The organism is Paenibacillus sp. OAE614 (genome assembly GCF_040546645.1).
GTDB lineage: Bacteria > Bacillota > Bacilli > Paenibacillales > Paenibacillaceae > Paenibacillus_AQ > Paenibacillus_AQ favisporus.
Genome location: NZ_JBEPOD010000001.1, coordinates 1,387,821 through 1,403,732 on the forward strand (window position 1 = coordinate 1,387,821; position 15,912 = coordinate 1,403,732).

Annotated in this window: 13 protein-coding genes; 10 read left to right on the forward strand and 3 right to left on the reverse strand. The window is 46.8% G+C overall.

Going from position 1 to position 15,912, the window contains the following annotated elements:
• Positions 1-208 precede the first annotated feature (208 nt).
• From ABIE48_RS06810 to ABIE48_RS06840, 7 genes are all read left to right on the forward strand, one after another.
• Positions 209-901, forward strand: a complete 693-nt coding sequence (locus tag ABIE48_RS06810) for a response regulator transcription factor (RefSeq protein WP_192714983.1) — start codon at positions 209-211, stop codon at positions 899-901.
• Complete coding sequence (locus ABIE48_RS06815) at positions 898-1,977, forward strand: sensor histidine kinase (RefSeq protein ID WP_192714982.1); 1,080 nt, start codon at positions 898-900, stop codon at positions 1,975-1,977. The genes ABIE48_RS06810 and ABIE48_RS06815 overlap by 4 nt, the downstream gene beginning before the upstream one ends.
• A gap of 227 nt (positions 1,978-2,204) precedes the next feature.
• Positions 2,205-3,650, forward strand: coding sequence for an MFS transporter (locus ABIE48_RS06820; protein WP_192714981.1), 1,446 nt, complete (start codon positions 2,205-2,207; stop codon positions 3,648-3,650).
• Positions 3,651-3,859: 209 nt separating this feature from the next.
• Positions 3,860-4,210 (forward strand): metal-sensitive transcriptional regulator, encoded by a 351-nt coding sequence (locus tag ABIE48_RS06825; RefSeq protein ID WP_192714980.1) that lies wholly within the window; start codon positions 3,860-3,862, stop codon positions 4,208-4,210.
• A 244-nt stretch (positions 4,211-4,454) separates the two neighbouring features.
• Complete coding sequence (locus tag ABIE48_RS06830) at positions 4,455-6,890, forward strand: heavy metal translocating P-type ATPase (RefSeq protein WP_192715357.1); 2,436 nt, start codon at positions 4,455-4,457, stop codon at positions 6,888-6,890.
• 52 nt (positions 6,891-6,942) lie between these two features.
• The gene (locus ABIE48_RS06835; protein ID WP_354518573.1) at positions 6,943-7,149 is read left to right on the forward strand and encodes a heavy-metal-associated domain-containing protein; all 207 of its coding nucleotides are present in this window, start codon (positions 6,943-6,945) and stop codon (positions 7,147-7,149) included.
• Positions 7,150-7,172: 23 nt separating this feature from the next.
• Positions 7,173-7,412, forward strand: coding sequence for a glutaredoxin family protein (locus ABIE48_RS06840; protein WP_145949412.1), 240 nt, complete (start codon positions 7,173-7,175; stop codon positions 7,410-7,412).
• A 157-nt stretch (positions 7,413-7,569) separates the two neighbouring features.
• Here ABIE48_RS06840 and ABIE48_RS06845 read toward each other — a convergent pair whose 3' ends face one another.
• The 3 genes from ABIE48_RS06845 to ABIE48_RS06855 form a co-directional block, all read right to left on the reverse strand.
• Positions 7,570-8,760, reverse strand: coding sequence for a GDSL-type esterase/lipase family protein (locus ABIE48_RS06845; RefSeq protein ID WP_192714978.1), 1,191 nt, complete (start codon positions 8,758-8,760; stop codon positions 7,570-7,572).
• Positions 8,761-9,260: 500 nt separating this feature from the next.
• Positions 9,261-10,967: a biosynthetic-type acetolactate synthase large subunit gene (gene ilvB, locus ABIE48_RS06850; protein WP_354518576.1), complete on the reverse strand. Its 1,707-nt coding sequence runs from the start codon at positions 10,965-10,967 to the stop codon at positions 9,261-9,263.
• 779 nt (positions 10,968-11,746) lie between these two features.
• Positions 11,747-12,220: a hypothetical protein gene (locus ABIE48_RS06855; protein ID WP_192714977.1), complete on the reverse strand. Its 474-nt coding sequence runs from the start codon at positions 12,218-12,220 to the stop codon at positions 11,747-11,749.
• Positions 12,221-12,688: 468 nt separating this feature from the next.
• Here ABIE48_RS06855 and ABIE48_RS06860 point away from each other — a divergent pair, with 468 nt between their 5' ends.
• The 3 genes from ABIE48_RS06860 to ABIE48_RS06870 all read left to right on the forward strand — a co-directional run bounded on the left by ABIE48_RS06860 (position 12,689) and on the right by ABIE48_RS06870 (position 15,866).
• Entirely contained in the window at positions 12,689-13,210 is a 522-nt protein-coding gene (locus ABIE48_RS06860; protein ID WP_192714976.1) for a TetR/AcrR family transcriptional regulator, read from the forward strand.
• 246 nt (positions 13,211-13,456) lie between these two features.
• Entirely contained in the window at positions 13,457-14,890 is a 1,434-nt protein-coding gene (locus ABIE48_RS06865) for a DHA2 family efflux MFS transporter permease subunit (RefSeq protein WP_192714975.1), read from the forward strand.
• A 100-nt stretch (positions 14,891-14,990) separates the two neighbouring features.
• Positions 14,991-15,866: an NAD-dependent epimerase/dehydratase family protein gene (locus ABIE48_RS06870; RefSeq protein ID WP_192714974.1), complete on the forward strand. Its 876-nt coding sequence runs from the start codon at positions 14,991-14,993 to the stop codon at positions 15,864-15,866.
• Positions 15,867-15,912: the final 46 nt, after the last annotated feature.

The following is a 15,912-nucleotide window of genomic DNA, read 5'->3' on the forward strand; positions in this document are numbered from 1 at the left end:
CAAGAAAACCTTGGCGCCTCTAACTATGCTCGGAACAAGTGAACCCTTAATAAAAGACATTGATGTCGTCAAAATGAAGAAAATCGGGAAGAAGCATAACAGGTCATTTCGTTGTGAAAAATGATCTGTTTGATTATATAGTCTTGCAGAGGAGAACGGGAGTTGAGGCGTATAAAAAAGACTCCGTCTATACGTTTGGAGGGAACTCATGCGTAGAATTTTAGTTGTTGAAGACGAGGAGAAAATCAGGGAAGTCATCATCGCTTATTTAAAAAAGGAAGGGTTTGAAGCGCACGAAGCGGCTACAGGGGAGAGTGCATGGAGTGAATTAGCCAATCAACCTTTTGATTTGGTTTTATTGGATCTTATGCTTCCCGATATGAACGGAGAGGAATTATGCCAGAAGATTCGAACATCTTATCCCACACCAATTATTATGCTGACAGCTAAATCGTCCATTTCACATCGTATTCATGGGTTGTCTGTTGGGGCAGACGATTATATTGTGAAGCCTTTCGATCCTCAAGAACTCATAGCCAGAATTCGCACTGTACTGCGGCGAACCAATCAGCAAGAACTTCTGGCCGATCGATTAGAATATGGCGAAGGACGTCTGATGATTGATAGCCATGCAAAACAGGTCTTCGTTCAATATAAACCCATCAGTTTAACTCCATCCGAATATAAATTGCTTTTAGTTATGGCGAGAAACTCGGAGCGTACGTTCTCCCGGGAAGAATTGATTGAACTCGTTATGGGGTTTGAATTTGATGGAGACTCGCGTATTATTGATCAGCATGTCAAAAATTTGCGTCAAAAAATGGAGGAGGACCCGAAGAACCCCTTATTCATCCGGACTGTTTTTGGAGCAGGGTACCGCTTTAATGGGGGGAGTTTATGAAACATACGTTATCCTTTCGCTTAAGCACGGTTCTGATTTTATATATCGGCTTTATTTTAGTGATCGCTTCGATTGCTATGATCAATGCAACCCACTACCATTTTCAAATGTATGGAAGCGAAACGTCAGAAGCGCAGCATTCAGCTGACTCACTGAATTCTCACTTGGAGCAAGCGATTATACAATCCATTGGCTTAACGATTGGGGGAGCTTTAATCGTCTCATTTGTGTTAAGTGTGTATATCGCCAAACGGATTTCGTCGCCATTAATCAGCATGAAAAATCTTACATTAATCATGGCCCGAGGAAAACGGGATGTCCGTCTCCCGTTGAAGAGTTTGCCCAAAGATGAGCTGGAGGAGCTGGCCGCGTCCATCAATCACTTAGCTGAACAACTGGAGCAGCAAGAAAAATTGAGAATCGCTATGACCGAAAATATTGCCCATGAGTTGCGGACACCTTTAACCACATTGAATAGTTACCTCGCTGCTATTCAAGACGGAATATGGGAGCCTACTCCGGAACGGATCCAGTCCAGCCGTGAAGAAATCCATCGTTTGATTCAGCTGGTTCATGATTTGGAAGAGCTTCAAATCGTTAATTCCATCGATTTTCAATTCATGCTTGAGCAAGTCTCTTTAAAGAAGTCCATCGATCAAGTCATGGACCTCATGCGTCCTTCATTTCAACAAAAGGGAGTCAACCTGGAGAAAAAAGATATACCCAATGTTTGCGTGATTGCCGATGAAAGCCGGCTTATTCAAATCTGGACAAACCTGTTATCTAATGCATTGAAATATACACCTGAAGGCGGTACCGTTGAAGTCAAGGGTACCGTCCGGTTAGGTGTGGTCCAAATTACCGTCTCAGATAATGGCATAGGAATTCCATCAGCGGATCTTCCGCATATCTTTGAGCGTTTTTATCGGGTAGATAAATCACGCAGCCGTAAAATGGGAGGCGGTGGGCTTGGATTAGCCATTACCAAAACGTTGGTAGAGCGCCACGGTGGGCAGATATGGGCTGAAAGTGAAAATGGTGCACAATTTTACTTACAATTACCGATACAAAGGTGAGGATTATAATGGCTGCAATTCATGACGCTCCTACCGGGGCGTTTTTTGCTGTTCCAATATTCATTGGATAAAGAAAAAATAAACTTCTTGACAATATAGGGTAGGGGTCTATACTATATTCACATCGAAGCCGGGATTTATGGTATTTCACCTCGTTCACTGACGGCCGTCACGAGCGTGAAAGGGATGAAGGACCGGTTTTATCTCTCTAAAGGAGGATTATAGAAATGACAACTCAGTCTCAAGGTCTTTCCCAGACTGATCCGAGGCGCTGGATGGCCCTCGCATTGTTATGCCTTGCGAATTTTATGGTGATTATGGATACATCAATTATCGGGGTAGCTTTGCCCGCTATTAAAGAAGCGCTGGGGTATTCCCAGGAAAGCTTACAATGGGTGTTTAACGCATACGTTATTTTCTTTGGCGGCTTTCTTTTGCTGGGGGGCCGGTTGTCTGATCTGTTTGGACAAAAACGCATGTTCATGTGGGGATTTCTTATTCTAACTGCAGCTTCGTTACTTGCAGGGCTAGCATGGAACGACACCGTACTCAACATCGGCCGAGCGCTCCAAGGCTTTGGGTCTGCACTCATTGCACCGTCCGCGTTAACGATCGTTATGATGTTATTTAGCGGAAATCCCAAGGAATTAGGGAAGGCTTTGGGATTCTGGGGGGCATCCGCAGCTGCAGGAGGTTCCGCGGGAGTGTTTCTTGGCGGTGTCATTACCGAATGGTTAAGCTGGGAATGGACATTTCTGATCAACGTCCCTGTCGGAATTCTTGCCCTACTATTGTCTCCCGGGCTTTTAGCAAAAGGAACACGCAGAAAAGGCGGCATTGATATCGTAGGATCCGTATTTGTTACGGCTGCATTAGTTTTAATAGTGTATGGGATTGTCACCGCAGAACATAACGGATGGGGAGCACCTACAACGATATGGACACTGATCTTAGGTACAGCTCTATTTATCCTCTTCCTCATTGTTCAGGCGGTCAAAAAGGAACCCCTTGTACCTCTTCGAATTTTTAAGGTACCTAATCTAGCAGCAGGTAATGTCGCACTGTTAATGTTATCAGGAGGATGGATCCCGCTTTGGTACTTCCTCAATCTATACATGCAGCAGGTTTTGAAATTTTCAGCTTTTACCGACGGTGTTGCGCTGCTGCCGATGACCATTGTCATCGCCATTTTCATGATTGCGATAACGGGCAAGCTCATCGCCAAGATTGGCGTAAAAGCGAATATCGTAATAGGTTTGACTGCCTTAGGAGGTTCGATGATCCTGTTCTCCACGAACACCCCTGTAGACGGAACCTTCTTAGCGAATGTGCTGCCGGCTTCACTTTTAGGTGCGCTCGGGATGTCTCTGGCTTATATTCCTTCCATGATGTCTGCCATGAACGGAGCTAAACCTGAGGAAGCAGGGCTTGCATCAGGGCTTGCCAATACCAGCTACCAGATTGGTTCAGCGATCAGCTTGGCGATTATGGTTGCCATTGCTGCAACAACGACTTCGGCACAAGCAGGTGGCGATCCAATGGTAGCTCTGAACAGTGGATTTCAAGCTGCATTCTTGTGGTCGGGTATCGTTGCATTTATTGGCGCATTATTGGTATTGATCTTCATTCGTTCACCAAAAAAAGTTGGCTCCGACATCTTTAAATCGATGTAATCCTTTTAACTTCAGTCACCTTGTGGCTGAAGTTTTTTGACTCCGGCTAATTTTAGGTGATTTGGCGGCAGAGACTTAATGGGTGTTGCCAACTTGACTTTATAGGGGTAGGGGGTATATATTGAGTACAAGAGATTAATCATGCCGTGATATATGAAGTAAACCAATACGTTTGTAAGGATCTTTATACAGGAATGGAGGCAGGGACAATGAGTGCTGAACTGGAAACGGTAGAAAGTACTTTAGCAGAAAATGCAGGGTGCTGCTCAAGTGAGGAACTGGGGCGAAAGAGCCATCATTCCGAAAAAGAAAAAAACAATATGATATCTAGGTTGAACCGAATAGAGGGGCAGATCCGGGGGATCAAAGGATTGATCGAAAAAGACACTTACTGCGATGATGTTTTAAACCAGATTGCTTCGGTGCAATCGGCTTTAAATGGGGTAGGTAAGCTTTTACTTGAGCATCACATGAAGAGCTGTGTTATCGATCGGATCCAAGAAGGAGATACTGAGGTGTTGGATGAGTTATTGAAGACCATGAATAAATTAATGAAATAAAGACCTTTAAAAGGCAGCGATCACGCTGCTTTTTTATTTTGGATCATCATATAGGGTACTGGGGTACACAAAAAAATAGAAAAAGTGTTGACTAATTATAGGGTAGGGGGGTATACTAAATGCAAGGAAGTTGTTGGAAAGCAAAATAAACGCCTTAATATAACAATTCATGACAAAAAGTAATATCATGCAAGTTTTAAAACTGTGAGATTGCATTTGCCATTATCCTCTAGGAGTGATGAACATGGAAGCCGTAGCCGGAAAAGAGAGCAAACAGACAACGCTGCAAATTACAGGGATGACTTGTGCTGCATGCGCCAATCGTATTGAAAAAGGACTGAATAAACTGGAAGGTGTTTCTTCAGCCAACGTGAACTTTGCCTTGGAAAAGGCAAGTGTAACGTATGATCCAGGTAAGGTAGGCGTCGATAAGTTGGAGGAAACGATAAAAAAACTTGGGTATGATACGGCGAAAGAAGTCGTTGATTTTAACCTCGAAGGAATGACCTGTGCTGCGTGTGCTAACCGTATTGAAAAAGGCTTGAGCAAACTTCCCGGGGTTACTAACGCATCCGTCAACTTTGCGATGGAAACGGCACGAGTTGAGTATTCGCCAGCTGATATTTCCGTTTCTGATATGCAGAATAAAGTCAAGCAGCTCGGTTATAAAGCGGTAACGAAGCAAGAGAACAAGAAAACGGTCGACCACCGGAAACAAGAAATTAAGCATCAGAAACAATTGCTGCTTTTATCGGCAATCTTGTCCCTTCCGTTGCTGTGGAGTATGGTGGCACACTTTTCGTTCACCTCGTGGATCTACATGCCAGAAATTTTGATGAACCCGTGGTTTCAGCTCATTTTAGCAACACCGGTCCAATTTTATGTCGGAAAACAGTTCTATGTGGGGGCCTATAAGGCACTCCGAAACGGAAGCGCCAATATGGACGTGTTAGTATCGCTAGGGACTTCAGCTGCTTATTTCTACAGTCTGTACCTGACGATTGACTGGTTCACTGCAGGAGCGAACGCCCACCACGGTCCATCATTGTACTATGAAACAAGTGCGATCCTAATCACTTTAGTCATCATGGGTAAGCTGTTCGAATCGCTGGCCAAGGGCCGGACTTCCGAAGCCATCAAGTCCCTGATGGGACTTCAGGCCAAGACGGCACTGGTTGTACGCGATGGTCAGGAAATTACGATTCCGGTCGATGAAGTGATTGTCGGGGATATGGTTCTTGTACGGCCCGGAGACAAAGTTCCGGTTGATGGTGTGGTGCTCGAAGGAACATCCTCCGTGGATGAATCCATGCTAACCGGCGAAAGCTTACCCGTTGAGAAGACCGCCGGTGATGCCGTCATTGGAGCGACCATCAACAAAAATGGCATGCTCCGTATTAAAGCAACCAAAGTCGGCAAGGAGACTGCGCTGGCACAGATTATTAAAGTGGTTGAAGAAGCCCAAGGTTCCAAAGCCCCGATTCAGCGGGTGGCAGACGTGATCTCCGGTATCTTTGTTCCCATTGTGGTAGGTATTGCGGTGGTCGCTTTCCTGGTCTGGTATTTCTTGGTCACACCTGGCGAGTTTGCAGAGGCCTTGGAAAAAGCAATCGCCATCCTGGTTATTGCCTGCCCATGTGCGCTGGGGTTGGCAACTCCAACATCGATTATGGCCGGGTCGGGTCGTGCTGCAGAGCTCGGGATCTTGTTCAAAGGCGGAGAACACCTTGAACAGACTCATAAGATTGACGCCATTATCCTGGATAAAACAGGAACGGTAACGAAAGGTAAACCCGAACTTACGGATGTGCTCACAGAACTGGACGAGGAGGAATTCCTTAGATTCGTCGGCGCTGCGGAGAAAAATTCGGAACACCCTTTGGCCGAAGCGATTGTGACCGGCATTCAGGAACGCAATATTTCCCTTCCTGGAACAGAGGCATTTGAAGCCATTCCAGGCTACGGAATACAGGCTGTCGTCGAAGGAAAAGAACTGCTGATCGGTACTAGAAGATTGATGGAGAAATACGGTGTAGATGCTATGCATGCCTACGAAACGATGTCCAGACTCGAAGAAACGGGAAAAACAGCAATGCTCGTAGCGATCGATAAGCAATATGCCGGCATGGTTGCGGTGGCGGATACCATTAAAGAGACTTCCAAAGAAGCTGTCCAACGCTTAAAAGGAATGGGCATTCAGGTGATCATGATCACGGGTGATAATGAGCGTACAGCTAAAGCGATCGCTGCCCAGGTTGGCATTGATCATGTACGTGCAGAAGTGTTGCCCGAGGGGAAAGCAGAAGAAGTTAAAGCCCTGCAGGCCCAAGGAAAAACCGTAGCCATGGTGGGTGATGGCATTAACGATGCTCCGGCATTAGCTACAGCCGATATAGGAATGGCTATTGGGACAGGAACGGATGTTGCCATGGAGGCAGCTGATGTGACCTTGATGCGTGGCGATCTGACGAGTATCCCGGACGCCATCTACATGAGCCGTAAAACGATGAGTAACATCCGCCAGAATTTATTCTGGGCGCTTGGTTATAACACTCTAGGCATTCCGATTGCAGCCATCGGTTTGCTGGCACCTTGGGTAGCAGGAGCAGCGATGGCTCTGAGCTCCGTATCCGTTGTACTGAACGCACTTCGGCTGCAGCGTGTAAAAGTACGCAGCTAACGTTTGCAGCAGAAACGATAAGATAGCCAACAGCAATTGAAAGGAGGTGAATATGATGCAAGATGCAAACGTCAAAGTACATGGAATGAGCTGCCGTTCATGCATTAGTAAAATTGAAGGAACATTGAATTCCATCGGTGTGGAGGGAAAGGTTCATTTTGATCAAGGCACACTTGAAGTCAAGTACGACGAATCAACATTCACCCTTGAAGACATTAAGGATGTTATCCGGAGTAAAGGGTATGAGGTCGCTAATTAATATTGGGAAAAGGATGTGAGGGCATGTCGGCAAACGTAAAAATCTACACGATTCCCACCTGCAGTGATTGCAATCATGCGAAGCGATACTTCAAAGAGCAAAACGTTCCTTATATAGAATATAACTGCGAAGAAAACCCTGAATATGCAGTAGAAGTTAAAAATCTTACGGGTAAACAAATTGTTCCGACCATCCTTATTGACGATAAAGTGTTCATTGGGTTTGCAGAAAACTTCAAGGAAATAAGTGCATTACTAGCATGAATAGGATTTGAGGGTTCAAAGGGCTCTAACTTGTAGAATTCCAAGTTAGAGCCCTTTTACGTTGCAACTTGCTGGAGGTCGGATTTTTCTGGTACAAGTTCGAGAGGCGCGACGAATACCTGCTAAAAGTACAGCGGGTATTAGACCAAATTAATCACTAATTTTGGCTTGATTCGTAAAAAAATGATAACGGTATTGCTTCCGCTATGGCCTTGTTCCCATCGTCATTGGGGTGAGCTTTGTCGCCTGAATCATAAATATGGAGCATTTGAGTCGGCTCTCGTGGATCCGCCAATGTCCGATCCAGGTCGATGATTAGATAAGTTTGAGCGTTAGAACGGATCCATTGATTCACTTCTTGACGTACTTTTTCTCGCTCATCAGTAAAAAAATGTGATTTCCCAAAGGGTGTCACGGTACATATTGCTACCTTGAGATGTTGTTTCTTTGTTCGGTCGATCATTTCATTCAACCCTCTTATCAGTTGTTCCGAGGTAGCATCACCGAAAATATCATTTATGCCGCAATTAAATATTATTCCCTTTAGACCTGGTTGGGTAAAACCTTCTCGCTCTAAACGATCAAGCATTCGTTCACCGGCATTTGCTAAACCAAGAGTTGCCCCTTCTTCAACATCTCTTGCATCTCTTAAAATCATGTTGCCGGTTAGTCCCGCGTTTAGAATCGAGGGCAACGGCTGATCACGACTCACTTGACGAATTCGATTCAGTAATAAGTCTGGCCAACGTTGGTTAGCATTTAGACTGGAAGCATAGCCTTCTGTAATGGAGTCTCCCATCACAACAAAGACCCCAGGATCAACCCCTGAAGATATCACTTCTACGTCTATTGCGGTTAACCAATAATACGAATGTGTCGTAGTATCAAATATATTGGCATCGTTCACCTTAGTTTGGTTTCCTTGCGCGATGTACGTGGAACGAGCAGGGGAAAAGTGCCAAGTTGAAACCTTTGTATAAACGGGCAAATAGAGACTAATGGTTAAATCAGCGCTTGGATCAGCATGATACGAGATAGGATCACTATACAATTCTGTCCCAACCGGTATGACAACCTTGGATGACCCTTTAAATGTAACATTGCTAACATCTTGATCATCAAAATTTACATTCTTGCGGTGGCTTGCTAGCGTGACACTGTCAAGTGTTAAGGGGTAAACTCCGTAACGATTAGAAAATTTAATACGCCATATCGATCCGTAATCATGAGGATGTATCACCATGCGTACAGTCTGGTTCTCGAATGAAGCATGGGAGAAAGCATGACCAAAAAACCGATCATCAAATTGGGTTTGACTCGCATACCATGATCTTTTCCATTGAGACATACTAAATACTCACCTTTCTTTTATGGTAGTATACCCCCCTTATCTATTTTTATATCATTTTAATTCCGTACATGCAACGTAACTAGCCTGTAAGTGAGCAAGTGGATGGAACATATCTATTTAATTGGTTCTAGTCGAGCTAATTGATGTATATAGGTGAATAAATATATTCAATCCAGGTTTGCAGGAAATCTCACTAATAGTAAAAATATGCATTATATCTGGCGTTTACTAAAGAATCTCTTCTCATTAAATATGAAAACACGCCTTGATGCATCAACATTATTGATAAGAAAGATATTCGCGATTAAGGAGATAATGAAAAAGCATACGAAAATTTGAATAGAACCAGCCGGTGGCCGGTTCTATTGATTTTAAGGCGTCGAACGGCAAAGCAAAAATAACTGCCGCGATTGTTGTACGAAGTAGAGGGACTGTCATATAACGAAAGCGGCCGCTGATACAATGTTGCCTCCCAACGGCCGGCTGCAGCGTACAAATTATTCGAGATCCCCCAGAATCATCTCATGTAACGCCGTTCCTGCAAGGACCATAGGATATACATTCTCTTCTTTCGGTACGACAAACTCTACAAGTACGGGACCAGGTGTATTTAGAGCCTCTTGCCAAACGCGGATAGCCTCTGCTTTATTACTCGCTCTCAACCCTTTGATGCCGTAAGCCTCAGCCAGCTTTACGAAATCCGGGCTGCCGGCAAGGTCGATCTGGCTGTAACGCTTGGCGTAACTGAGTTCCTGCTGCTGCTTAACCATCCCCAACACCTGGTTGTTAATCACGACAATTTTGACAGGAATCCGATGAATGGAACAAATAGCCATCTCCTGCGCGCACATTTGCATGCCCCCGTCACCATTTACGGAGACCACAAGACGTTTCGGATTCCCGATCTGTGCGCCAATGGCGGCCGGTAACCCAAACCCCATCGTTCCAAGACCTCCTGAGGTGATCAGTGAGCGGGGGTGGTTAAACTTGTAAAATTGAGCTGCCCACATTTGGTGCTGGCCAACGTCCGTGGTTATGATCGCATCCCCTTGTGTTGTTTCATGGATCATTTCAATGACATATTGGGGCTTAAGCTCCGTATCCGAATCTTTGTACCGAAACGGAAAATTTCGTTTGTATTGCTGGATTTCCTTGATCCAACGATCGGATGGGGAGGCTGTAGCTTTCGTATTCGCATAATCCAGTACAGCCTTGATATCACCGATGCATGCAATATCCGCCTTGATGTTTTTGCCAATTTCAGCCGGATCAATATCGATATGGGCAATCCGTTTGGCATGGGGGGCGAAACCATCCACCCTCATGGTCACCCGGTCATCAAACCGTGAACCCATGGAAATAATCAGATCGGCATGCTGGATGGCCATATTCGCTGCATATGCCCCATGGTGGCCCGCCATGCCCAGCCACAGGTTGTGAGCACTTGGAAAACCTCCCAAACCAAGCAATGAGGTCGCCACCGGAATGTTGGTTTTATTCACGAACTCCAACAGCTCATTGGATGCACCTGAATAAACCACTCCTCCTCCTGCAATCATGACCGGTCTTTCGGATTCGGTAATCGCTTGAATCAAGGTATCGATCGGGTCTGTATCCAAATTCGGATCGGAATCGTACCCTCGAAGATGAATCGCTCCCGCGGGTTGGTAATACAGCTTGTGATTGGATACATCCTTAGGAATGTCGATTAATACAGGACCTTTCCTGCCCGTATTTGCAATATGAAAGGCTTCGTGGACGATACGCGGCAGGTCTTGCACATGACGAACGGAGTAACTATGTTTCGTTATAGACAGGGTCATGCTGACGATATCCGCTTCCTGAAAAGCATCCGTGCCCATAACCGTAGTCGACACGTTGCCCGTAATGATGACGAGAGGTGTGGAATCCATATAAGCCGTCGCAATCCCGGTAATCAAATTTGTCGCTCCCGGACCGGATGTAGCGATGCAGACGCCGACTTTCCCTGTCGATCGGGCATAACCGTCTGCTGCGTGTATCGCTCCCTGCTCGTGCCTGGCCAGAATGTGTTTGAACTCTGGATTGTCGACCATGGCGTCATAAATGTACAGCGCGTTACCTCCAGGATAACCAAAAACATGTTCAACCCCCTCGAGCAATAAACAGCGCAATAGGCATTCGGATCCGGTGATGAGTTCAGCTTTGTCTCTCTTCGTTTCCATGTGATATCCCTCCAATAAAAAATCCCCTCTCATCCCAAAAGCCGGCAGCATACTGCCGCACTAAAGGGGCGAAAGGGGTTTATTTTCGCGGTACCACCCTGGTTTGCCTAAAATCTCACGATTTTGGGCCTCACGAAGTAAAGCGTTTCCTTACTTCCGGCACGGTAACGTGTGCCCATCCGGTTGAGACTACTCGCTAGATCAAGCGCTTGATCCGGTTTTCGATCAACAGCTCGGAGATGACGTCATGTAAGGGGTTAAGGCAAAGGTTTCAGCATTTCCTTCGCTCTCTGGACATAAGTGCCCTTGACACTTTTTTCTCTTCATCGCTTGTTCGTTATATACATAAAAACCCCTCTCCTCCCAAGCTCGGCAGCGATCTGCCGAACAATAGGGACGAAAAGGGGTTATTTTCGCGGTACCACCCTGGTTTGCCTAAAATCTCACGATTCCGGCCTCATGAAGTAAGGATTCCCTTACTTCAGCACGATAACGTGTGCCCATCCGTTTGGAACTACTCGCCAAATCAACGATCAGATCCGGTTTTCGATCAACAGCTCCGAGGTGACTGATATACAAGGGGTTAAGGCAAAGGTTTCAGCATTCCCTTCGCTCTCTGGACATAAGAGCCCTTGGTACTTTTTCCTCTTCATCGCTTTTCAAATGATATTATGAGGATATTATCACAGACTCCATTATTTTTTCAACAGGTTCTTATTCATATTTATTTTAAGATTAGTAAAACCGGAAAGCTGCATGCATTCCGGATTAATTTAGACTTACATAACAGGTGGGTTCGAGTAGGCCTCGGCATTGAAGCTTTCCGGACCCGTACGTGTCGGAAATACGGAGACAACGGAAGGTACGCTAACGATGGCTTGATAAACAATGAAACCTGGGTTCGGTGGATGATAATCAATGCCAACCCCAGACAATACAGTCGTTGTCAGCACGCCTGCTACCAGAGGCAATGTTTCAGTGACAGAATAAATCGTTGTCGCTACACCGCCAATCACCCGGTTAACCGTAATCGTTATGGGAGTCAGAATTTCAATCAATGCGCTTATCGTAACTGTATAATTAAACACAACTCGAAGGTCTGTCCCAGCTGTGGACGTATTCAGTCCAAGCGTACCGAATAGTGCCGAAGTAGGTGGAGCCAAAATATCAAGAACGGGACCTACTGGAACCGCAATAGCTCCAGCCGTACTGGCATTTTGGGATACCTGAGTGTCTACTAAGAAATTGGGCATCCATTTAACCTCCTTCACAAAAGAGATATTAACGTATATGCCTGATTACAATAACAGGATTGGACGGGCTTAATCGACAAATTATATGGCAGACGATGATTGGGCCGGGGCGATGCCGGGCATTTTTATTTTCATCTGGGATTAGCCGCTGAAAAAGGAAATGTGATGTCCCGGAAAAGTCACCACTGCACATCCGAGCTTCTCGGCTAAGATGGGACGGTTCGTCCATAATATTTCCTTTTATCCAACGTCATTTGGCCTGGGGCCACAACAATGGCCCCGCTTAATCAAATAGGAATGAATAGCAGCTAAAAACAAAGTAAGATCGAATCTTGTACTGGCGACATGGAGATAAAGGAAGATCCCGATTGACGCTTGAGCATACAGCTAGCCTGTTGATTTGTTCTGGAAATCGTTGTATAATGATTTAATTATTGATCAATCACTTTTAAAAGGAGGAAGAAGAGGATGGCTAAACCCGAAACAACGTCTGTTAATCGCAGATCCGAGATTATCTCCGCAGCGATTGAAGTATTCGCAGAAATCGGATACTACCGAGCAACAACGGCACAGGTGGCGGAACGGGCAAAAATTTCGCAGCCTTACGTATTCCGTTTTTTCGCGACGAAGGAAAATCTACTGCTGGCCGCCCTGGAGGTTTCTTGGTCCCGGGTAATCGAATCATTCCGTAAGTTGGTAGAGACGACTTCGCCAGAATTGCTGGAGGCCAAGCTTATTCAGGAGTACGTGAACATACAGGAGATGTACCAGAACGAGGTGCTTTTGCAGATGCAGGCGCAGACTATCCGGGAGGACGCAATCCAGGAGACGATGCGGAGCGGCTTTAAGGAAGTCCGCGATATGGTGCTGACTGCCTTCCGTGAAGCTGGTATTGATAAGCCGGAAGAGCGAACGATGCTGTTTCTAGCCCGCGGAATGCTGTGCAATGTTGCCGTTGCGATTAATTTGCCTGAATTGATGAAAGGATGAGGAGGTGAAATTTGTTCCCAAATGTTATTGACCAACTGATAACGATCTGATATATTGAAATCACCAAGTAAGTGATTGATCAATCACTAACAGGGAAAGCGAGGCGGTGAGGACAGTCCCACCTGTTGACAGAGACTCGATCGACAGTGGTCGAAGGGACTATAACGAAAACCTTCAAGAGGTTTGGCGGGTCGAATATTTTTTTAATAGTTTGTAATTGATCAATCAATAACGGAAGGAATTGTTATGAATTCAATGGTTCAACCGGCAATTGCGAAATCTCGCCATATGTCGCTTCGGTGGTGGGCGCTAATCGTGCTGGCTTTAGCTCAATTCCTGGTCGTGCTTGATGCATCCATCGTCAATATCGCGCTTCCCTCTCTTGGCTCAGAACTTCACCTAAGCACTAATACGCTGAGCTGGGTCATTACGGCTTATGTTTTGCCCTTCGGGGGCCTGCTGCTTCTCGGTGGAAGGTTGTCGGATCGATTCGGACATCGAAGATTGTTCATGATCGGAGTCGCCGGATTTGCGCTTGCTTCGGCCGCAGCCGGACTGGCAACCTCGGGAGCCTGGCTGCTCACAGCCAGAGCGATACAGGGCGCATCGGCCGCTCTGCTCGCCCCTGCCGCGCTTGCTCTTGTCACCATGCTGTTCGCAGATCCTCAGGATCGGGCGAGGGCGCTCGGCATTTGGGGTGCAGTTGCAGGTATCGGCAGTGCGGCGGGCGTCTTGCTGGGAGGCGTGCTTACGGCTTCGCTTGGCTGGTCCGCAGTGTTTTATGTGAATGTTCCTGTAGCGGTATTAGTTCTGGCGGCAGTTCCCTTCCTCATCGCTAAAGATTCGCTCGGCGAACGCATAACTCTGGATATGACAGGCTCGGTTGCGGTAACGGGTGGCATCGTAGCACTTGTGGCCGCGCTTTCCGGAACAGAGCAGATCGGCTGGACGTCCCCGCAGACGCTGATTCTGGCAGGCTTGGCAATAGTGCTGCTCGCATCGTTCATCATCCTCGAGAAGCGTGCTGCGAATCCGTTAATGCCGCTAGGCATCTTCCATAACAAATCGGTTACGGGTGGCAATCTGGCGATGTTTCTCATCGGAGGGGCGACAACGGGATTGTTCTTCGCACTCTCGGTTTACATGCAGCAAGTGCTTCATTACGATGCGTTAAAAGCAGGGCTTACCCAGCTCCCGCTAGCCGGCGCGCTGGTCGCAATTGCCGGAGTCGTGCCGACGGTAGTTAAGGCAATAGGTCCGAACAAGACGCTTGCGACATCGCTCGTCCTGTTGGCCTCAGGGCTAATCTGGTTATCTCTATCGCCTAGTGACGCTACGTTCGCAGCCGATTTGTTAGGACCGTCCATATTGATTGGAATCGGACTGGGAGGCGCTTTTGTCTCCGGAACAGAGCTTGCGGTTCACGGTGTAGCGGACGAAGAAGCTGGGCTTGCCAGCGGCCTGGTCAATACGAGCCAACAGATTGGCGGAGCCATTGGACTTGCTGTACTGACAACGGCAGCATCAGCTCGAAGCGATCGCTTGTTGGGCCGCGGCGTATCCGAAGCACAAGCGTTGACCGGAGGATTCTCCTGGGTGTTCCTTGGAGCTGCCGCGTTTGCGATGATCGGAGCTATAGTGGTCCTCGCGGTTGTAAGGCATTCCCGTTTTTCGAAGTGAGTGACTAATCAATCACAAAATGATTGCGATGCCATCACGTTAGGAACCAAGGAGGCAACCTTCAGGATATCTATATAACCTTAATTTAGGAGTGATCTGAATGTTTAAAGCAATGGTCGTGAGAGCAGGTAGTGGATGGGGTAGGGCGCTTGTCAAGCAATTGATCGGGGCTAATGTTGAGGTCGTTGCCTATTCGGGATCACAACGAAAGCTGGATTCGCTGCAGGAGGCCTTCTCTTCCTCATCGCTTCTTCGAACGGTCAGGGGAGAGGCCGGGAATCGGACCGATCTGCTGGCAGCAGCAGAAGGCGTTGACGTGATTTTCTGGGGGGTTTACTTAACCTACGATGACAACTCGGAGAAGGTGCGGCGGATGCTAAAAGCCGTTCGAAGCATCGCGCTGATGAGTGGAGCCAAGATGGTTACCCTCGAAGGGGTGTATCGCCCCGTCGATGAGAAGGAACCGGTGAACTCGATCGTTCCTGGCACAACTTGCATGCGAATCTTTAGCCCGGAGTTGTACGGAGAGGCGGCTTCCAACACGCTCATTCATTATGCACTTCGAAAAATCGTTCAAGGGAAACCCGTTAAGCAGCTCATTGATTCGTCCGTTAGAAGGGACTATCTATATGTGGACGACGCTACCCGTTATGTTTTAGAGCTGGCTTCGATGGGGACCGCGTATGGCAGCGATTGGCATCTTCGCGGCAGTGGCCCAATTTCGCAAGCGGAACTTCTTGACCTCGCGGGCTCAGTCGTTCAAGATGCGCCGCGGTTTGAGCCAATCGGAGGGTTGCAGCAGTCCCTACTTCGGTGGTATGAGCCGACGGCCAAGAAAAGACTGGATCGTTATGAGCGGCTTGGCGACGATCTTGGAACTTGTGGCACTGAGTATAGTGGCGTATCGCCAACATCTTATAAAGAGGGTATAGCCTCTACGATAAAAAGCATGATGGCAAAGCACAACCATAGCTAATAACCGTTACTTATTAAGCGCTACATGAAATTCAAGTTCGTAATCA